The sequence below is a fragment of the Aeromonas simiae genome (assembly GCF_014892695.1).
GTDB classification, from domain to species: domain Bacteria; phylum Pseudomonadota; class Gammaproteobacteria; order Enterobacterales; family Aeromonadaceae; genus Aeromonas; species Aeromonas simiae.
Genome location: NZ_CP040449.1, coordinates 3,417,316 through 3,433,028, shown reverse-complemented (window position 1 = coordinate 3,433,028; position 15,713 = coordinate 3,417,316). Strand labels below are relative to the sequence as shown.

General features: G+C 62.6%; 14 protein-coding genes. 4 read left to right on the top strand and 10 right to left on the bottom strand.

Features of this window, described 5'->3' with window-relative positions:
* The first annotated feature begins 68 nt into the window (after nucleotides 1-68).
* Together FE240_RS16320 and FE240_RS16315 are read left to right on the top strand one after the other, a co-directional pair.
* Nucleotides 69-899: an HNH endonuclease gene (locus tag FE240_RS16320; RefSeq protein WP_193002438.1), complete on the top strand. Its 831-nt coding sequence runs from the start codon at nucleotides 69-71 to the stop codon at nucleotides 897-899.
* 295 nt (nucleotides 900-1,194) lie between these two features.
* Nucleotides 1,195-1,416 carry a hypothetical protein gene (locus FE240_RS16315; protein ID WP_193002436.1) on the top strand — a complete coding sequence of 74 codons (222 nt, stop codon included), beginning with the start codon at nucleotides 1,195-1,197 and terminating at the stop codon, nucleotides 1,414-1,416.
* Nucleotides 1,417-1,601: 185 nt separating this feature from the next.
* Here the strand turns inward: FE240_RS16315 and FE240_RS16310 are convergent, their stop codons facing one another.
* Nucleotides 1,602-2,822, bottom strand: coding sequence for a DEAD/DEAH box helicase (locus FE240_RS16310; protein ID WP_193002434.1), 1,221 nt, complete (start codon nucleotides 2,820-2,822; stop codon nucleotides 1,602-1,604).
* Between the two features lie 556 nt (nucleotides 2,823-3,378).
* Between FE240_RS16310 and brnQ the strand changes: the two genes are divergently transcribed.
* Complete coding sequence (brnQ, locus tag FE240_RS16305) at nucleotides 3,379-4,701, top strand: branched-chain amino acid transport system II carrier protein (RefSeq protein ID WP_193002432.1); 1,323 nt, start codon at nucleotides 3,379-3,381, stop codon at nucleotides 4,699-4,701.
* 87 nt (nucleotides 4,702-4,788) lie between these two features.
* Here the strand turns inward: brnQ and FE240_RS16300 are convergent, their stop codons facing one another.
* The 9 genes from FE240_RS16300 to FE240_RS16260 form a co-directional block, all read right to left on the bottom strand.
* Complete coding sequence (locus tag FE240_RS16300; protein WP_042045936.1) at nucleotides 4,789-5,409, bottom strand: PepSY-associated TM helix domain-containing protein; 621 nt, start codon at nucleotides 5,407-5,409, stop codon at nucleotides 4,789-4,791.
* Between the two features lie 40 nt (nucleotides 5,410-5,449).
* Nucleotides 5,450-7,492, bottom strand: coding sequence for a TonB-dependent receptor (locus FE240_RS16295; RefSeq protein WP_193002430.1), 2,043 nt, complete (start codon nucleotides 7,490-7,492; stop codon nucleotides 5,450-5,452).
* A gap of 183 nt (nucleotides 7,493-7,675) precedes the next feature.
* Nucleotides 7,676-8,680, bottom strand: a complete 1,005-nt coding sequence (gene add, locus FE240_RS16290; protein WP_193002428.1) for an adenosine deaminase — start codon at nucleotides 8,678-8,680, stop codon at nucleotides 7,676-7,678.
* A 137-nt stretch (nucleotides 8,681-8,817) separates the two neighbouring features.
* Nucleotides 8,818-9,627, bottom strand: coding sequence for a sugar-phosphatase (gene yidA, locus FE240_RS16285; protein ID WP_193002426.1), 810 nt, complete (start codon nucleotides 9,625-9,627; stop codon nucleotides 8,818-8,820).
* A gap of 64 nt (nucleotides 9,628-9,691) precedes the next feature.
* Nucleotides 9,692-11,368 (bottom strand): DUF342 domain-containing protein, encoded by a 1,677-nt coding sequence (locus FE240_RS16280; RefSeq protein ID WP_193002424.1) that lies wholly within the window; start codon nucleotides 11,366-11,368, stop codon nucleotides 9,692-9,694.
* A gap of 110 nt (nucleotides 11,369-11,478) precedes the next feature.
* Nucleotides 11,479-11,946 (bottom strand): outer membrane lipoprotein, encoded by a 468-nt coding sequence (locus FE240_RS16275; RefSeq protein WP_404800036.1) that lies wholly within the window; start codon nucleotides 11,944-11,946, stop codon nucleotides 11,479-11,481.
* A gap of 94 nt (nucleotides 11,947-12,040) precedes the next feature.
* Nucleotides 12,041-12,529: a GNAT family N-acetyltransferase gene (locus tag FE240_RS16270; protein WP_193002422.1), complete on the bottom strand. Its 489-nt coding sequence runs from the start codon at nucleotides 12,527-12,529 to the stop codon at nucleotides 12,041-12,043.
* Nucleotides 12,530-12,679: 150 nt separating this feature from the next.
* Nucleotides 12,680-14,482, bottom strand: coding sequence for an aminopeptidase P family protein (locus tag FE240_RS16265; RefSeq protein ID WP_193002420.1), 1,803 nt, complete (start codon nucleotides 14,480-14,482; stop codon nucleotides 12,680-12,682).
* A gap of 37 nt (nucleotides 14,483-14,519) precedes the next feature.
* Nucleotides 14,520-15,179: a GntR family transcriptional regulator gene (locus FE240_RS16260; protein WP_193002418.1), complete on the bottom strand. Its 660-nt coding sequence runs from the start codon at nucleotides 15,177-15,179 to the stop codon at nucleotides 14,520-14,522.
* Between the two features lie 193 nt (nucleotides 15,180-15,372).
* On the opposite strand from FE240_RS16260, the gene FE240_RS16255 reads away from it, so the two are divergent.
* Complete coding sequence (locus FE240_RS16255) at nucleotides 15,373-15,648, top strand: hypothetical protein (RefSeq protein WP_193002416.1); 276 nt, start codon at nucleotides 15,373-15,375, stop codon at nucleotides 15,646-15,648.
* Nucleotides 15,649-15,713 lie beyond the last annotated feature (65 nt).

The window sequence follows — 15,713 nt, the reverse complement described above, 5'->3', positions numbered from 1 at the left end:
GGTTTGTGACCATTACTTTATAACACACCTTCATGTGGTATTAGATTTCACAAGGTAGAGACAAAAAAATGTTTGAAATAGGGAAAATCTACAACCGCAAAGAAGAAATTCACGGTGTATATGGTGGGCAAGGCCAAGGTGGAATTAGTACTCCCTCAAAGCACGCCATGGTTCTCCTCTTCACAAGCGATGCCGGATCAAACTACGGTTACCAGGACCAGTTTCGCCCAGATGGCATGTTCTGGTATACAGGGGAAGGGCAGATCGGAGACATGGAAATTCTCCGTGGGAATGCAGCCATTTATTTTCATGAGAAAACAGGAAAACAATTGCATCTTTTTGAATACATCAAAAAAGCTCATGTGCGTTACCTTGGCAGAGCTCAGTATGTAGGTCATCACATTGAGGAGAGGGCTGATCGTGAAGGTTGTATAAGGAATGCAATAATCTTCCATCTTGCGCTTCTTCCATCTGTTGGAAATGAAGTTAGTGAGGTAAAAGGTAGTTACGACAGTTCTTCTAAACTTCATCGAAATTTATCGCTGGATCAGCTTAAAATATTAGCTCTTCAAGCTGCCTCAGAACATGCATCGAAAGAACAGATCATTAAAAATACCGCTATGCGGTCTGAAGCTATTCGACGTTATGTGCTGAAACTCTCTCAAGGTACTTGTGAAGGTTGCTTATCACCAGCCCCGTTTCGGGGGAGAGAAGGTCCTTTCCTCGAAGTGCATCATATCTTTAGGCTTAGTGATGGTGGTCCAGATCATCCAGAAAATGTAATTGCACTTTGCCCCAACTGTCATCGTCGTGTGCATTTTGGGAAAGATGGCTATGCGTACAATGAACAATTAAAAGGGAAAGTATTGATAATCACAAATTTGAGTGATGTATCTTGAGTTATCAGCGCGATGGGGCTCCTGTTTTTTCAAAATGGCGGGGTCCCATTTTTAACAAGTTTTTATTCCAATATGCTACGCGGAGCAATTCCAACTCCAAGATACTGATTTGGATTATTATTTTAAAAATGATATTCTAGAGGTGTCGAAATGAATGCTCTCTTAGCTACGTTTAAAAAGCTATATCATATTTGTTCTTTTTTTTCTGCTTGGTGTTGTTCTAATATTTATCTTTTCTGTAGACACTCCTGTATATGCTGATAAACCATTTACAGATGGGAATGATATTAGATGGATGAAATATAATGGCGTTACTCATGACTATCAAGTGGCTGAATCAAGTTCAGGAGTATTCAATTTAAAAATCTATGAATTGGATGAAAATAAAAAATACAGTGTAGTTAATGAAAGAACCTTTAAAGTCGATTTGCCTTTGGCCTCACCATTAAAATCAGGCAATTTTTCTTCATATGATGAGCAGAAAGTGGTATTAAAAGTTCCATTAACTTTGAAATAATAAATTGAAAGTCTCGTGCTGATGGGTATTTAGTTTTTTTAAAAACAACCTTGTATTAAATTCCTTCTTGGTAAGAAGAATCGGGGCCCCCCCCGTTGTAATAGCCGCGTAGCGGGGCGTTATGGTGATGGGTGTCCCTGTTTCGCTTCCCTATTTCGTTTCTGATTTCTTACCTACAGAAAGCGTTAGCCTCTGCCTTTGAACTGTTTGATGCTGCGTTTGGCCTGGGTGCGGCGGTTGGCTTGCTTGTCGCGGGGCGGGCGTTTGCCGGCGCCGCTGGCGGGTTGGTCGGTGACCGGGAAGTCGGCGAGGGTCTCTAGCGGCAGAGGGCGGCCGGTGAGGGAGCGGATCGCCGCCAGCGTTTCGGCCTCGCCGTGGCAGGTGAGCGAGAGGGCCAGCCCGCTGCGCCCGGCGCGGGCGGTACGGCCGAGGCGGTGCACGTAGACAGGGGCATTGGCCGGCAAGTCCAGATTGATCACCACCGGCAGCGCCTCGATGTGGATGCCGCGCGCCATCAGATCGGTGGCCACCAGTACCCGCACCTTGCCCCCCTTGAAGTCCCCGAGCGCTTGCTCGCGCGCCCCCTGATCCTTCTCCCCGTGCAGGGCCGCCACCGCGATGCCGGCCTTGGCGAGCTTGCGGGCCACGCTGTCGGCGTCGTCCCTGGCGCTGATAAAGACCAGCACCTGTGGCCATGGGTGTGCCTTTAAAAGAGCGATCAGCGCCGGCACCTTGCTGCTCTTGTTGACCAGATAGAGGTGCTCCTCGATGTGGTCGGCCACGCTGTTGCGCGGATCGGCGTCGACCCGCACGGGCTCGTTCAGCAGGCCGGTAGCCAGGCTCTCCAGCTCGCCCGGCAGGGTGGCTGAGAAGAGCAGGGTCTGCCGCTCTTTTGGCATCAATCCAAGCAGGGTTTGGATGTCGGGCCAAAAGCCCATCTCCAGCAAACGATCCGCCTCGTCCAGCACCAGCATGCGCAGTACCTCCAGCGTCACTATCTGCTGGCTCAGCAGATCGCGCAGTCGCCCCGGCGTTGCCACCAGCAGTTGGGGCCCTTGCGCCAGCGCGATCTGTTGCTGCTCTTGCGCCACGCCGCCGCACAGGGTGACCAGTTGCACCCCCAGCGCATCGGCACCCCCTTGCAGCGCGGCGCTCACCTGGGCCGCCAGTTCGCGGGTCGGCACCAGCACCACACCCTGCACCGAGGGTTGGGCGGGATCGAGCCGCGCCAGCAAGGGTAGGCCGAAGGCCAGCGTCTTGCCGCTGCCGGTGCGGGCCAGCGCCAGCAGATCCCGTCCCGCCAGCACGGCCGGGATGGCTAGCTGCTGCACCTGGGTCGGGTGCTGAAGAGCGGTGGGCAGGGCTGCCAGCAGGGCAGGGGAGAGGTCGAGTTGCTCAAAGGTCATGGGGGCGCACGGATCAGTCTGTGGGAAGCGCAGTCTAGTGAGCGAGGGGACAGAAGTAAAACCTCATCCCCTCTTGGCAACTAGCGATAGCGCCCGCATGGCGCTTTCGCAAGATGCCGCCGGCCTTCAACACCATCACAGGGGGCCTTGGGCCTTCAATACTACCGGGGCGTGCCCTTGTGGATGAGGTGGGCCGCCGTTGGGGTCGGCTGCCACGTATCGCCAGCACCACGGCATCCCTAGATCAGCCAAGCGGCGCTGTTAACGCTATGCCATAGCGCGACAGGGGGGCGAATGGCGCGCCCTTATCATTATCATCTGTTGCAAAATTGCGCGGCGTTAAGATCAAACTCCAGTGTTTAATTAATTTTTGGATGAAGTGGCTGCATTGATGGGGGCCTCTTGCCTCTTTTCGGCACAAACGCTCTACTTAGCCCCCTCCGCTACTCGCGGAACATAAAAATTAAATAAGGCCACATGCAGATTCTCAGCCCGAATTCGCCATTCTGGCCGGCTTCTGCCGTGGTTTTCTCTGGTCACAGGCAGGCAACGCAACATGAACAATCAAAGCTTAACGTCCAAGGACATCGTCGCGCTGGGTTTCATGACCTTCGCGCTCTTTGTCGGGGCCGGCAACATCATCTTCCCACCCATGGTGGGGTTACAGGCGGGCGAACAGGTATGGAGTGCGGCGCTCGGCTTTCTGCTGACCGCGGTCGGCTTGCCGGTGCTGACCGTGGTGGCGCTGGCTAAGGTCGGCGGCGGCATCGATGCCCTGAGCGCCCCCATCGGTCGCAAGGCTGGGCTGCTGCTCGCCACCGTCTGTTATCTGGCTGTCGGGCCGCTATTTGCCACCCCGCGCACCGCGACTGTCTCTTATGAAGTGGGGCTGGCGCCCCTGTTCGGTGACGATGGCTCGGCCCTGCTGGTCTACAGCCTGGTCTACTTCGCTCTGGTGATCGGTATCTCCTTCTACCCCGGCCGGCTGCTCGACACGGTGGGCCACGTGTTGGCGCCGATCAAGATCTTGGCGCTGGCCGCGCTCGGTGTCGCGGTGCTGTTGTGGCCGGCCGGCTCGGCCATTCCCGCCATCGAGAGCTACCAGCATCAGCCCCTCTCCAACGGTGTCATCAACGGCTACCTCACCATGGACACCTTGGGGGCCATGGTATTTGGCATCGTCATCGTCAACGCGGCCCGCTCGCGCGGGGTGAGCAGCGCCGGCTTGCTGACCCGCTACACCATACTGGCTGGTCTCATTGCCGGAGTGGGCTTGACCCTGGTCTACCTCAGCCTGTTTCGCCTCGGCTCGGTGAGTGGCGAGCTGGCCCCCCACGCCCAGAATGGCGCCGAGATCCTGCACGTTTATGTGCAGCACACCTTCGGCGGCATGGGCAGCGGCTTTCTGGCCCTGCTTATCTTCATCGCCTGTCTGGTGACGGCGGTCGGCCTGACCTGCGCCTGCGCCGAGTTTTTCGCCCAGTACCTGCCGCTCTCCTACCGCACCCTGGTGCTGCTGCTGGGGGGCTTCTCCATGCTGGTCTCTAACCTTGGCCTGAGCCACCTGATCCAACTCTCGGTGCCGGTACTGACTGCCATCTATCCCCCCTGCATCGTGCTGGTGGGGCTGAGTTTCACCCTGCGCTGGTGGAACAACGGCAGCCGGGTGGTGGCGCCGGTCATGTTGGTGAGCCTGCTGTTTGGCCTCATCGACGGCCTCAAGGCCTCGGCGCTGGCCGACATGCTGCCGGGCTGGAGCCTTGCACTGCCCCTGAGCGAGCAAGGGCTGGCCTGGTTGCCCCCCTCTCTGGGCACCCTGCTGCTGGCGGCCCTGTGCGATCGCCTGCTGAACCGCCCGCCGGTGGCCACCTGCCAATAAGGCGCGCCGTCCCCCATGCCAACCTCGCCTCTTGGGCCGGGTTAACCATAAAAAAAGGAGCCTACGGGCTCCTTTTGCATTGGGGGGTTACCCCCACAGGGCGAACAGGAGTGTGCCGCTCGCCCCGGCCAGTAGCAAGATGACGCCGACCCGACCTGGGCCGTGCAGCTTGGTCCACATGAAGAGGCTGGTGAGGGCGAGCAGCAGCAGGGCGAGGGCGGCCAGATCGCCGAAGAGCTGCCAACCGAGGCCGGTGCCCATGCCCCGGTGCAGTCGGTTGAGGCTGGCGGCCAAGTTGGCCTGCTGGGTCTCTACCCGCACCTCCAGGGTGCCGGCCACATAGGTCGCCATCAGGCTGTGGCGCAAGTCCAGCATGCGCAGCTCCCAGCGGGCCGGCAGGGTCAGGCTCCCCTCCGGGGTTGGCAGGGTCTGCGGCGGCGTGAGGCGCACGCGCCCCTCCTCGCCGGCCTGAGGGTAGCGCTGGCGCAGCAGGGTGCGCAGCGCATCCACATCGGCCAGCGGGGCGGCCAGCGGCAGGGTCTCGCTCCCCTGTTCGGTGTGGGGGCCGGGCAGAGGGAGCACGGCGCGATGTTGCAGCCACAGGCCGGTCAGGCCATAGAGCAGCATCAGGGTCAGGGTCAGTAGACCGGCCCAGGCGTGCAGGCGGCGCACCCATTTGTTGTTGTGCAGGGGAAGGCGGCGTCTCATGGCGATATTGGCCGGCGTGGCCGGCCCAATCTCCTTCTCATTAGAAGCGGTAGGTGGCGCTCAGGTTCACCTGGCGCGGGCTGCCCGGCATGATCTGCGCGGCGCTGGTGGCACTGACGAAGTACTCCTTGTCGAGCAGGTTCTCCATGGCGAGCTGGGCCTCCCAGTGGGGCCAGCGGTAACCGGCGCGGCCGTCAATGCGGGCGTAGCCGGGTAGCACTGTGCTGTTGTCGTTGTCGGCATAGCGTTTGCCAACCGCAGTGACGCCGCTCTCACCGAACCAGCCGAGCTGGCCCTGCTGATAGCCTGCAAACAGTTCGCCGTTGTGGCGCGACACGTTGCTCGGGCGCTTGCCTTGATAGCGCGCTTCGGCCTTGACCTGTTCGGCGTCTTGCAGGGCGAGGCCGCCGCGCAGGTAGATCTCGTCGCTGAGCTGGGCGCGGGCGCTCAGCTCGATGCCGTCGGTGCGTTGCAGGCCGGTCAGGATCACCCGGGTCGGATCGTCGGGATCCTTGCTGCGCTTGTTGTACATCTCGAGGCGGTAGAGCGAGAGGGTGGTGGCCAGGCGGCCGTCGAACCAGTCGCTCTTCACCCCGGTCTCGTACTGGCGGGTGTGCTCGGGATCGAGGTGGTTGCTGGGATCGCCTGGGGTGATGCCGATGAGGCCGCCGCCGGCCGGGGCAAAGCTCTTGCTGTAGGAGGCGTAGAGTGCGTGTGCCTCAATGGGGTTCCACACCAGACCGAGGCGCGGGCTCAGGCTGTCGTCGCTCACGCTCTGCTGGGTGCCTTTGTCAATGCGCTCGCTGGTGACGGTGAAGTGGTCGTAGCGCAGGCCGGCCAGCAGGTGCCAGTCGCCCAGACTCAGTTGATCTTGCAGGTAAGCTGCCTGGCTGCGCACCCGGTGGCGGGCATCGCTGGCAAGCTTCATGGCGCCGTCGTGGCTCGGCAGGCTGGCCGAGTCATACAGGTTGCCGGGCGGGATCGGGGTGGCGTTTTGCCACAGCGTGGGGGTGCGCTCCTGCCACCCCTGCTCGACCCCGATGAGCAGCCGATGCGCCAGCGGGCCGCTTTGTAGCTGGCCTTCGGCTTCTAGGTTGGAGGCGAGGTTGCGGGCGTGCAGATCCTGCTGCCAGCGGGCACGGGTCACCTGATCGCCCTTGACGGCGGTGACATAGGTGTTGTCGAACTGGCTGTCGAGATCGATGAGGCTCAGCTGGTGGCGCAGTTGCCAAGCATCGCTGATGTCCCAGCTCAGACGGGAGCGGGCCGACTGGGCCAGATCGTTGATGTAGTCGCGGCGGGTATCGCTGTAGACCGCTTTGCGCGACACCTCGGCCGGGCGGCCATCGACGCCGGGAATGCCGCGATCCGGGGTGCGCTTGTACTCGTTGCGCTCGTATTGCAGCAGCCAGCTGGCCCGCTCGCTCAGATCCCAGTTCAGCGCTGGCGCCAGCAGGGTGCGCTTGCCATGTACGCCATGGCGGAAGCTGTCGGCATCCTCCTGAGCCACGTTCAGGCGCAGTTGCACCTGCTCGCCGGCCTCGGCGTTGAGGTCTGCCGCCAGCCGCTGGCTGTCGTGGCTGCCGGCGCGCACGCTCACGCTCGACACCTGTCCCTTCTGCGGTTTCTTGCTGATGCGGTTGACGATGCCGCCGCTGCTGCCACGGCCATAGAGCACGGCGGCCGGCCCCTTGAGCACCTCGACCCGCTCTATGTTACCGAGATCGCGGGTGTACTGCATGTCGTCACGAAAGCCGTCGAGGAACAGATCGCTGCCGGCGCTGAAGCCACGGATGGTGACGCCGTCGAAGCGGGTGTCACCGCTGGCATCGACGCCGGGGATGCCGACCAGCGACTCGCTGAGGGTGCTCTGGCCGAAGGCGGTCAGCTCGCTGGCCGCGACGCTGTCGATGGTTTGCGGCACCAGCTTGGCTGGGGTGGCAGTGCGGGTGGCGGTGGCCACTTCGGGGTGTTGGGTGCGTTTGCCGTTGATGACGAGGGTCTCGTCGCTGGCGAGCGCCGGGCCACAGGTGGCCAGCAGCGCCAGACACACCAGAGAGGGGCTGCAATGGGGGTGGTGCATGGGGTTGTCGACTCTTGTTGTTATTGCCTGAACTGCATCTGTTGATTCTCACGCTCCGGTGAGGTTCGCAATGATAGTTATTTTCATTAGCAATACAACCCCGCGAATAGCAGGGGATCGAGGCGGTGTGAGCCGGGCTGGGAGGGGAATAAACAGGCCCGCATGAGACGGGCCTGGGAAGGGTCAGCGGCGGGCGGCGCAGCGCTCAGCAATTGCCCGCTTCTCGGTCTCATCGAGGAAGGCCAGGGTCAGGCCATTACGCTGGGCCTGGCGGATCTCGGCGGCGCTGAGGCCAACGGCCGGGGCGGCGACGTTATATTCATGGGGCAGCTCGATCCCCTCGACCGCCGGATCGTCGGTGTTGAGGCAGGCCAGGATGCCGTGGGCGAGGAAGGGGCGGATCGGGTGGCGCTCGAAGTTCTCGACCGTGCTGGTTTGCACGTTGGAAGTGAGGCAGGACTCGATGCCGATGCGGCGCTCGGCGAGGAAATCCATCAGGCGCGGATCCTCGATGGCCTTGACCCCGTGGCCGATACGCTCGGCGCCGAGATCGCGGATCGCCTGCCACATGCTTTCGGGGCCGGCGGCCTCACCGGCGTGAACCGTGACGCGCAGACCGGCGTCGCGCACCCGGCGAAAGTGGTCGGTGAACAGCTCACCCGGGAAGCCCAGCTCATCGCCGGCCAGATCGATGGCGACCAGCTGGCTGGCATGGGCCAGGCAGGCCTCCAGCTCGCGGCGGCACTGCTCGGTGCCGAAGGTGCGGCTCATGATGCCGATGAGGTTGGCCTGCACACCGAAGTCGCGGCAGCCGGCCTGCACGCCGTCGATGACCGCCTCCACCACCCCTTGCGGGTCGAGGCGGTGGGCCATGGCCATGTAGGCGGGGCTGAAGCGCAGCTCGGCATAGTCGATGCCGGCGCGCAGCAGATCCTCGGCATTCTCGTAAGCCACCCGGCGGCAGGCGTCATAGTCGGCCAGCACCGCCACCCCCCAGTCCAGTTTCTTCAGGAAGGCGACCAGGCTCGGTTCGTTTTCGACGATCTGCACGTGGGGGCGTAGCGCCTCGAGATCCATGGCCGGCAGGGCGATGTTGTGCTGGCGACCCAGTTCTAGGATGGTCTGGGCGCGGATGTTGCCATCCAAGTGGCGATGCAGGTCGGTCAGGGGGAGCGAGCGATCAATCATGATGAGCCTTCTTGTTCTGTGCCTCGATGAACAGACATTCTAGGGGCGGGCGGCGGAAAAGATAGCCCGCCGCAGCCTAGGTGGAGGTGTGGCGGGCGGGCAATGTTCGGCGGCGTGACGGGAATCGTTTTTACCGATCAGGCGCCAAGCACGAAACGTTCGATGGCGACGGCAACCCCGTCCTCGTCATTGCTGGCGGTGATGTGGCCGGCCAGCGCCTTGAGCTCGTCGGTGGCATTGCCCATGGCGATGCCAAGGCCGGCATATTCGATCATGTGGCTGTCGTTGCCGGCATCCCCCATGCAGATCACCTGCTGGCGCTCGATACCGAGGTGCTCGGCCAGTGCCGAGACGCCGGCGCCCTTGTGGCTGTGGCGGTTCATGATCTCGAGGAAGAAGGGGGCGCTCTGTACCACGGTGTAATCCTGATAGAGCGAGGCTGGCAGTTGGGCGATGGCCGGGGTGAGCAGCTCGGGCGGGTCGATCAGCATCACCTTGAGGATCTCGTCCTCCGGGTCAAGCTCGGCGAAGTCGAGCAGGGTGATGGGCAGATCGTTGAGGCGGGACTCGTGCTCGGTGTAGTGATTGAGCGCCGGGGTGATGAGGCCAAGAGTGCGCGAGAAGGCGTGCACGTTGACGCCAAGCTGGTGGGCCAACTGTGCGACGCGGGAGGCATCGCGGCCACGCAGCGCCTGGCTGCGGATCACGCTGCGATCGGCGGCGCGCTGCACCAGGGTGCCGTTGTAGCAGATGACGTAGTCATCGGCGCCGGTCATCGCAAGCTCGTCTAGGTAGCGGGTCATGCCCTCGAGCGGGCGTCCTGAGGCGAGCACCACGGTCACCCCCTGCTGGCGGGCGGCAGCAATGGCGGCCTTATTGCGAGCCGAGATCTGCTGGTCGTGACCGAGCAGAGTCCCATCCATGTCGAGAGCGATCAGTTTGTACATACGGCTACCTGCAAGGGGTTGAGAAGAGGCCAGAGTCTACTCAAAAGTGCAGGGTGATGCGACCTCAGCGTGCGGTGCGCGGCGCGCTCCACGGCAGCACAACAGCCTTCCCCTCCTGAACCCGGATCTGCACCGGCCCATGCTCGCTGTCGACGCGGCAGGAGAGGGGGCCGAGCTCGACCTCCACCCCGGCATAGAGGTGCTGGGCCGCCACGACCTTCATGCGGCTCAGCGCCATCTGTTGCTCCTCGCGGCAGCGCTCTACCTCGCTTTCGAGTCGCGTCAGGGTGGACATGTGTTGCTCCCGTTGCAACTTGAGGCGCTGCAACAGGGCCGGATCGCGGCGCTCGCGCGGCAGTTGCAGCAGCTTGAGCAGCACCTCATGCACCTTATCGAACCAGAGGTGGGCGGCCTCCTTCTCGCAGAGCAGCTCCTGCTCTTGGCTGCGCAGCGCGAAGACACCGCCAAGCACCTGCAACGTGGTCTGATTGGCCGCCTGGGCGCCGATGATGGCCGCCTGGATGCTCTCGCCTGCAATGTTGAGGCCACCGAGCAGGGTGCCCTTGTGCAGCGCCGGATCGCCGACCAGCAGGTGGTAGCCGGCCCGGCAGTAGCAGTGGGAGATCTGGTTATGGATATGGACATCCAGCTCGGCCTCCAGGCTGGCGTACTGGGCGAAGGCCAGGGTCAGGTTGCCGCCGGCCGTCAGGCAGCAGTTGAAGGGCTCCCCCTGGCGGTTGTGGTGGCCGATGGCTCCATGCTTGATGGTGAGATTGCCCCCCGCCCGTACGCTGGCAGCCTCGACGAAGCCACCGATGACGATGTCGCCACCGGCCTGCACCCGCATGCCAGGCTGCACGTCGCCACTGATCACCAGACTGCCGTTGAACTCCACATGGCCGTGCTTGGCATCGACGTTCTTCAAGGTGAGCAGGTCATCGACCGCCATGCCGCCAGGCTGGTGGCGAGGCATCCCAGCGCGCTGGGCCAGTAGCAGGGTGGTATCGTCGGCCAGCACAGTGCCTTCGCCTGCCGTCATGGTCACCTCTTTCCCCGGTTTGGCGGGGATCACGTGGCCATGGACATCGACGCCGGGCTCACCGGCGGTGGCTGGGTGGCGGCGCAGCAGTGGTGTGTCAGCCTGAACCGTGGCCAATGTGCCGAGATCGCGCAGATCAACTCGGCCATTGTCCAGCTCACGGGGGCGCAGTACCCGTTCGGCCAAGGTTTCGACCAGCGGCTCTAGAAAGCCGTCGCTGCCATGGCGGGGGGGACGTCCTTCGGCGATGGGCAGCAGCAGCTCGTGGCCGGGCGGGGCCTGGCGGGCGGCGAGCAGCGCCTGTTGCTCGAGTTGGGGAGAGAGACCCGTGGTGACGCCGGCGGCTTGCATGGCGCCGTGTAGCCGGGCCTGGGTGATGGGCTCGCCACCCCAGTCGCAGCGGATCTGGGCATAGGCGGTCATCTTGTCTTTGTCGATGCGGATCTTCAGTTCGGCATCGAGGCGGGAGGCTATCCAGAAGCGGTCGAGAACCCCTGGCGGTTCGTGGTGTTCGAGTAAAAATTGCAGGCGTGCCAGGCTTTGTTGAATCCCTTCAGGGCGGGGCTTCCAGCGCGACCAGGGGGACGCATCCAGCAGGGCCCTCAGTTCGGCCTCCGTCGTTTGATACGCCGTATGCAGGCAAATAAACAATCGCCCCTGTTCTGTCTCTTCACCGACACTGAGCCAGCTCTGTTCCAGCATGGACACCTCCTTGTTGCAGGGAGTATCCCGACTCTGGCCTTGTGGCGTCAACCTGAACCGTTCACCGACGCCATAAAGCAACGAGGCTCCTTGCGGAGCCTCGTTGTGGGTCAGTTCACCACGGCGACGTTCACCTTGCCGTTGCCCTGACTCATGCGCACCTTGGCGCCCGGCTGGAAGCTCGGGTTGGCCTTTTGCACCACGGCGATGACCTCGCCGGTGTCCTTGCGGATCTCCAGCTCGACGCCGTCAACCTGGTTGACCTTGTCGTTGATGGCCTTGCCCGCGACCGCACCGGCAATGGCGCCACCGGCAGCGGCCAGGCTGCGACCGGTGCCGCCGCCGATCGTGCTGCCGAGCAGGCCGCCGACCACACCACCACCGACAGTGCCGATGAGGCCATTGTCATCGGCCTGGATCTTGACCGGGCGCACCGCCTGGATGGTGCCATAGGTGACGGTCTGAACCTGCTTGGCACGATCCGAGGTGTAGACGTCACCAGAGTAGATGTCGCTGTTGGCACACCCGCTCAGGGTGGCGACCAGCATGGCCAGGAGGGTAACTTTCTTGTTCAGCATGGATGCCTCCATCAGTGAATCCGTCGAACATGAGCGCGACTTAACTGTAGCTCCGCCCGTGTTCGAGTGAAACACCCTATCTGTTACCCCTTGTTTAGGCGCGGATAGCCGGCTGGCCCTGTTCGAGGGTGAAATGCAGGGCCTTTTCCAGCACATTGCGCGGCTCGCCCGGCCCGAAGTATTCGGCCTCGACCGCCACCAACTGGTAGCCCAGCCGCTGGTAGAGGCGATTGGCCGGGTTGCTGGGGTCGACGGTGAGGCGGGCGCGTTGCATCCCCTGCTTGCGCAGTTGCCACTCCAGCTCTTCCAGCAGGCGCTGCGCCAGACCCTGACCGCGGGCCTCGGGCTGCACCGCCAATGAGAGCACCCAACCGAGTTCCCTATCCTGGCCAAGGCCGCCCAGCACATAACCGAGCAGACGCTCGTCCTGCTCTATCACCAGCAGCAACTCGGGCCACAGATCCAGGGCCTGACGAAAGAAAAAGGCGGGATAGATGGGATCGCCGAAGACGCTCGACTCGATCTGCCAGATGGCATCGAGGTCGGTATGGCGGGCGAGGCGGATAAGGGGGGATGGGGTCATGGCGTCTCCTTCTGGGATAGCGCGGCGAGGCCGCGCCGACGAATGGGATGGCCGCACATTGGCCGGGGTGGGGGAGTATGCCGATGCAAGCCAGCCAGGGCAAGCTGGAGTCTCAGAAAACGAAACGGGGCCCAGCGGCCCCGTCTCAGGTTACAGCAGTGCCGTGGCCTGCTCGAGCCAGGCGAGATCCGCGCCGTCGAGCTGGGGGGCCAGACGGCGGCGCACCTCGGCGTGGTATTCGTTGATCCAGCGGAACTCATCCGGGCTCAGCAGGGCGCGGTCGATGAGGCGGGTATCGAACGGCACATAGGTCAGCCGCTCGAAGCGCAGCATGGGCACTTCCCCTTGCTCATCGCTCTCGCTCACCACCACCAGGTTTTCACAGCGGATGCCGAAGGCGTTCTCGCGGTAGTAGCCGGGTTCGTTGGAGAGCACCATGCCCGGTTGCAGCGGCTCCATGCTCCCCTTGGGAGCGATGCGCTGCGGCCCTTCGTGCACGCTGAGGAAGTGACCCACGCCATGGCCGGTGCCGTGGTCGTAGTTGAAACCGGCGCGCCACAAGGGCATGCGGGCCAGTACGTCGAGCTGGATGCCGGCGGTGCCACGCGGGAAGCGGGCCTGATCGAGCGCGATGTGGCCCTGCATCACGCGGGTGAACATCGCCTTCTGCTCTTCGTCCACCTCGCCGACACAGACGGTGCGGGTGATGTCGGTGGTGCCGTCGAGGTACTGGCCGCCGGAGTCGACCAGATAGATACCATCTTGGCCGAAGGGGCGCGGCACCCCGTTGCTGTGGTGGTAGTGGCACATGGCGGCATTGGGCCCCAGCGCCGAGATGGTGTCAAAGCTCGGCTCGACGTAGAGATCGCTCGCCTTGCGGAAAGATTCGAGCCGATCGGCCAGGGTGCCCTCGTCGACACCGGCGGTCTCACCGCTTTCGACCAGCCGATCCAGCCAGGCCAGGAAGCGCACCATGGCCACCGCGTCGCGCTGGTGGGCGGCACGCATGCCGGCCAGCTCCACCTCGTTCTTGCACGCCTTGAGGCGCAGGGTCGGGTCTTGTCCTGCCACCAAGGTGGCGCCGGCCTGCTCCATGGTGAGCTGGCACCAGGCGTTGGCGGTGGCCGGATCGGCCTGTACCTTCAGGCCATCCTCGCCGAGGCGGGTCAGCACCTCGCCCAGGTTGTCTATGGGGTGCAGCGAGACGTCGTTGCCCACGTGCTGGGTGAAGGGGAAGCACTCCAGCTTGTCGCTGTCGACGAAGAAGTCGAGGGTGCTGTTGGCATAGAGCACGGCAAAGCCAAGCACCACCGGCAGCCGCTCCACGTCGCGGCCACGCAGGTTGAGCAGCCAGTTGATCGATTCGGCTTGGGTCAGCAGGGCGGCGTCGAGGCCGCGGCGGCGCAGATCGGCGGCGATCTGCTCGCGCTTGGCGGTGCTCGACATTCCCGTCAGCTCCTCACCATAGAGGATCACCGGGGCCTTGCTCGGTGCCGGACGATCACTCCAGTGGCGATCGATCGGATTGTCGGTTACCTGAACCAGCTCGATGCCACGCTCGCGCAGCAGGGCGTCGGCTTCGCGGTACCAGTTGAGGCTGTGCAGGCGCGGATCGAAGCCAACCTTGGCGCCGCGCTCAAGCTGGTCGGCCAGCCACACCAAGTGCGGGGTGTCGATCAGGTGGTGGTATTCGAAGATCTCGCCGGGAGCTTGCAGGCGGGCCTGCACGGTATAACGGCCATCGATGAACAGGGCGGCCCGTTCGATGAGCAGCACGGCCAGCCCGGCCGAGCCGGTAAAGCCGGTCACCCAGGCGAGACGCTCGGCCTCGGCCGGAATGTACTCACCCAGATGTTCGTCATCATGGGGGACGATGAAGGCATCCAGTTCCAGTTCTCTCAGGGATTCCCTGACCAGGTTGACCCGGTCTGCGATGATCTCAAAGCTGTTCATTGTCAGTTGCCATTGTGGATTGCGAGCGAATAGACGGTCATGCACCGGCCTGTAGGATGCGCTTGACCGAGGCGGCTGCATCGGCGATATGCCGTTGCAACAACACCACGGCCTCATGCTTGCGCCGCTCGCGGCACAGCGTCAGCAGCTGGGCGTGCTCCCGTTCGGCCTTGTCCACTCCGTCGCTGGCAAACAACAGCTCGAAGCGGACATAGCGATCGCAACCCAGGTTTATCTGGGCGATCAGCTCAAGGGCCTGGGGGCGTCCGGCGGCACGATAGAGGGTGGCGTGGAAGCGGTGGTTCAGTTCGGCCCAGCGCTCTACCTGGGTTCCGCTCTCCAACGCCTGGTCAAACTCGGCCAGAATCGACTCCGCCTCGGCGAAGGTCGCTTCTGTCATCAGGTCGACGGCGTGAAACAGGGTATCGGCTTCCAGTAGGGCTCGCAAATAAAACAGCTCATCAATGGCGGTGGCGTCCAGTGCGGTGACCACGGCGCCGCGATGGGCGGCGAATTTGACCAGCCCTTGTGCTTCGAGCTGCATCAGTGCCTCACGCACCGGGATACGGCTCACCATGAGTTCGCGCGCCAGCGCATCCTGGCGTAGCGGAGCCCCGGCCGGCAGCTCGCCGCTGAGGATCCGGGCGCGCAGGTTGTCCACTACCATCTGGGTTCGGGTTGTATAGCCTTGGCTCATGATGCCCTGTCACTGCCCCTGTTGTCCGGGGGGCAGCAGACCACAGAAGGGGACATGTTGCAAGTCTGTTGCCGGTGCTTGACCGGCGTGATGGCTTGGTAGAGAGTTGTTTGACACCGTTCTCCATGATGGGCCTCGGAGCGGATGCCGGGAGCCTGTTACAAAGGGTTCACCTGACCACAAGGAGTGTGCGATGAATCTGATGTCTTGGTCGCTGCTGGCGACCCTCTGGCTCTGTACCGTGCTCAGCCCCGCCTTGCTGCTGGCGTTGCTGGTGCTCTGCCTGCTGGCCCTGCTGGATATCTGGTGGCCATGGCTGCCCTTGTGGTGCGGCCTGCTGGGCGTGCTCCCCGGCATCGCATGGGCCGAAATCATCCGCCGCCGGACGGGTCTGCTCCCCTTCTATGCCCATCTTCTACACATGCCGCAACTGCTGCGCAGCGAGGCCGATGAGCGCCACCGCTCCTGACGGTCTCTGCCCACACGGATGAGCGCGCTCATTGATGGTGAGTGCGATTGATACTAATTATCATT

What these genes read in the sequence shown, in the direction of transcription:
- FE240_RS16320 (WP_193002438.1), top strand. Translation starts at nt 69, where the DNA reads ATGTTTGAAATAGGGAAAATCTACAACCGCAAAGAAGAAATTCACGGT.
- FE240_RS16300 (WP_042045936.1), bottom strand. Translation starts at nt 5,409, where the DNA reads ATGAGACGCCGCCTTCCCCTGCACAACAACAAATGGGTGCGCCGCCTG.
- FE240_RS16265 (WP_193002420.1), bottom strand. Translation starts at nt 14,482, where the DNA reads ATGAACAGCTTTGAGATCATCGCAGACCGGGTCAACCTGGTCAGGGAA.
- FE240_RS16260 (WP_193002418.1), bottom strand. Translation starts at nt 15,179, where the DNA reads ATGAGCCAAGGCTATACAACCCGAACCCAGATGGTAGTGGACAACCTG.
- FE240_RS16315 (WP_193002436.1), top strand. Translation starts at nt 1,195, where the DNA reads ATGAAATATAATGGCGTTACTCATGACTATCAAGTGGCTGAATCAAGT.
- FE240_RS16310 (WP_193002434.1), bottom strand. Translation starts at nt 2,822, where the DNA reads ATGACCTTTGAGCAACTCGACCTCTCCCCTGCCCTGCTGGCAGCCCTG.
- FE240_RS16270 (WP_193002422.1), bottom strand. Translation starts at nt 12,529, where the DNA reads ATGACCCCATCCCCCCTTATCCGCCTCGCCCGCCATACCGACCTCGAT.
- FE240_RS16275 (WP_404800036.1), bottom strand. Translation starts at nt 11,946, where the DNA reads ATGCTGAACAAGAAAGTTACCCTCCTGGCCATGCTGGTCGCCACCCTG.
- add (WP_193002428.1), bottom strand. Translation starts at nt 8,680, where the DNA reads ATGATTGATCGCTCGCTCCCCCTGACCGACCTGCATCGCCACTTGGAT.
- yidA (WP_193002426.1), bottom strand. Translation starts at nt 9,627, where the DNA reads ATGTACAAACTGATCGCTCTCGACATGGATGGGACTCTGCTCGGTCAC.
- FE240_RS16280 (WP_193002424.1), bottom strand. Translation starts at nt 11,368, where the DNA reads ATGCTGGAACAGAGCTGGCTCAGTGTCGGTGAAGAGACAGAACAGGGG.
- brnQ (WP_193002432.1), top strand. Translation starts at nt 3,379, where the DNA reads ATGAACAATCAAAGCTTAACGTCCAAGGACATCGTCGCGCTGGGTTTC.
- FE240_RS16255 (WP_193002416.1), top strand. Translation starts at nt 15,373, where the DNA reads ATGAATCTGATGTCTTGGTCGCTGCTGGCGACCCTCTGGCTCTGTACC.
- FE240_RS16295 (WP_193002430.1), bottom strand. Translation starts at nt 7,492, where the DNA reads ATGCACCACCCCCATTGCAGCCCCTCTCTGGTGTGTCTGGCGCTGCTG.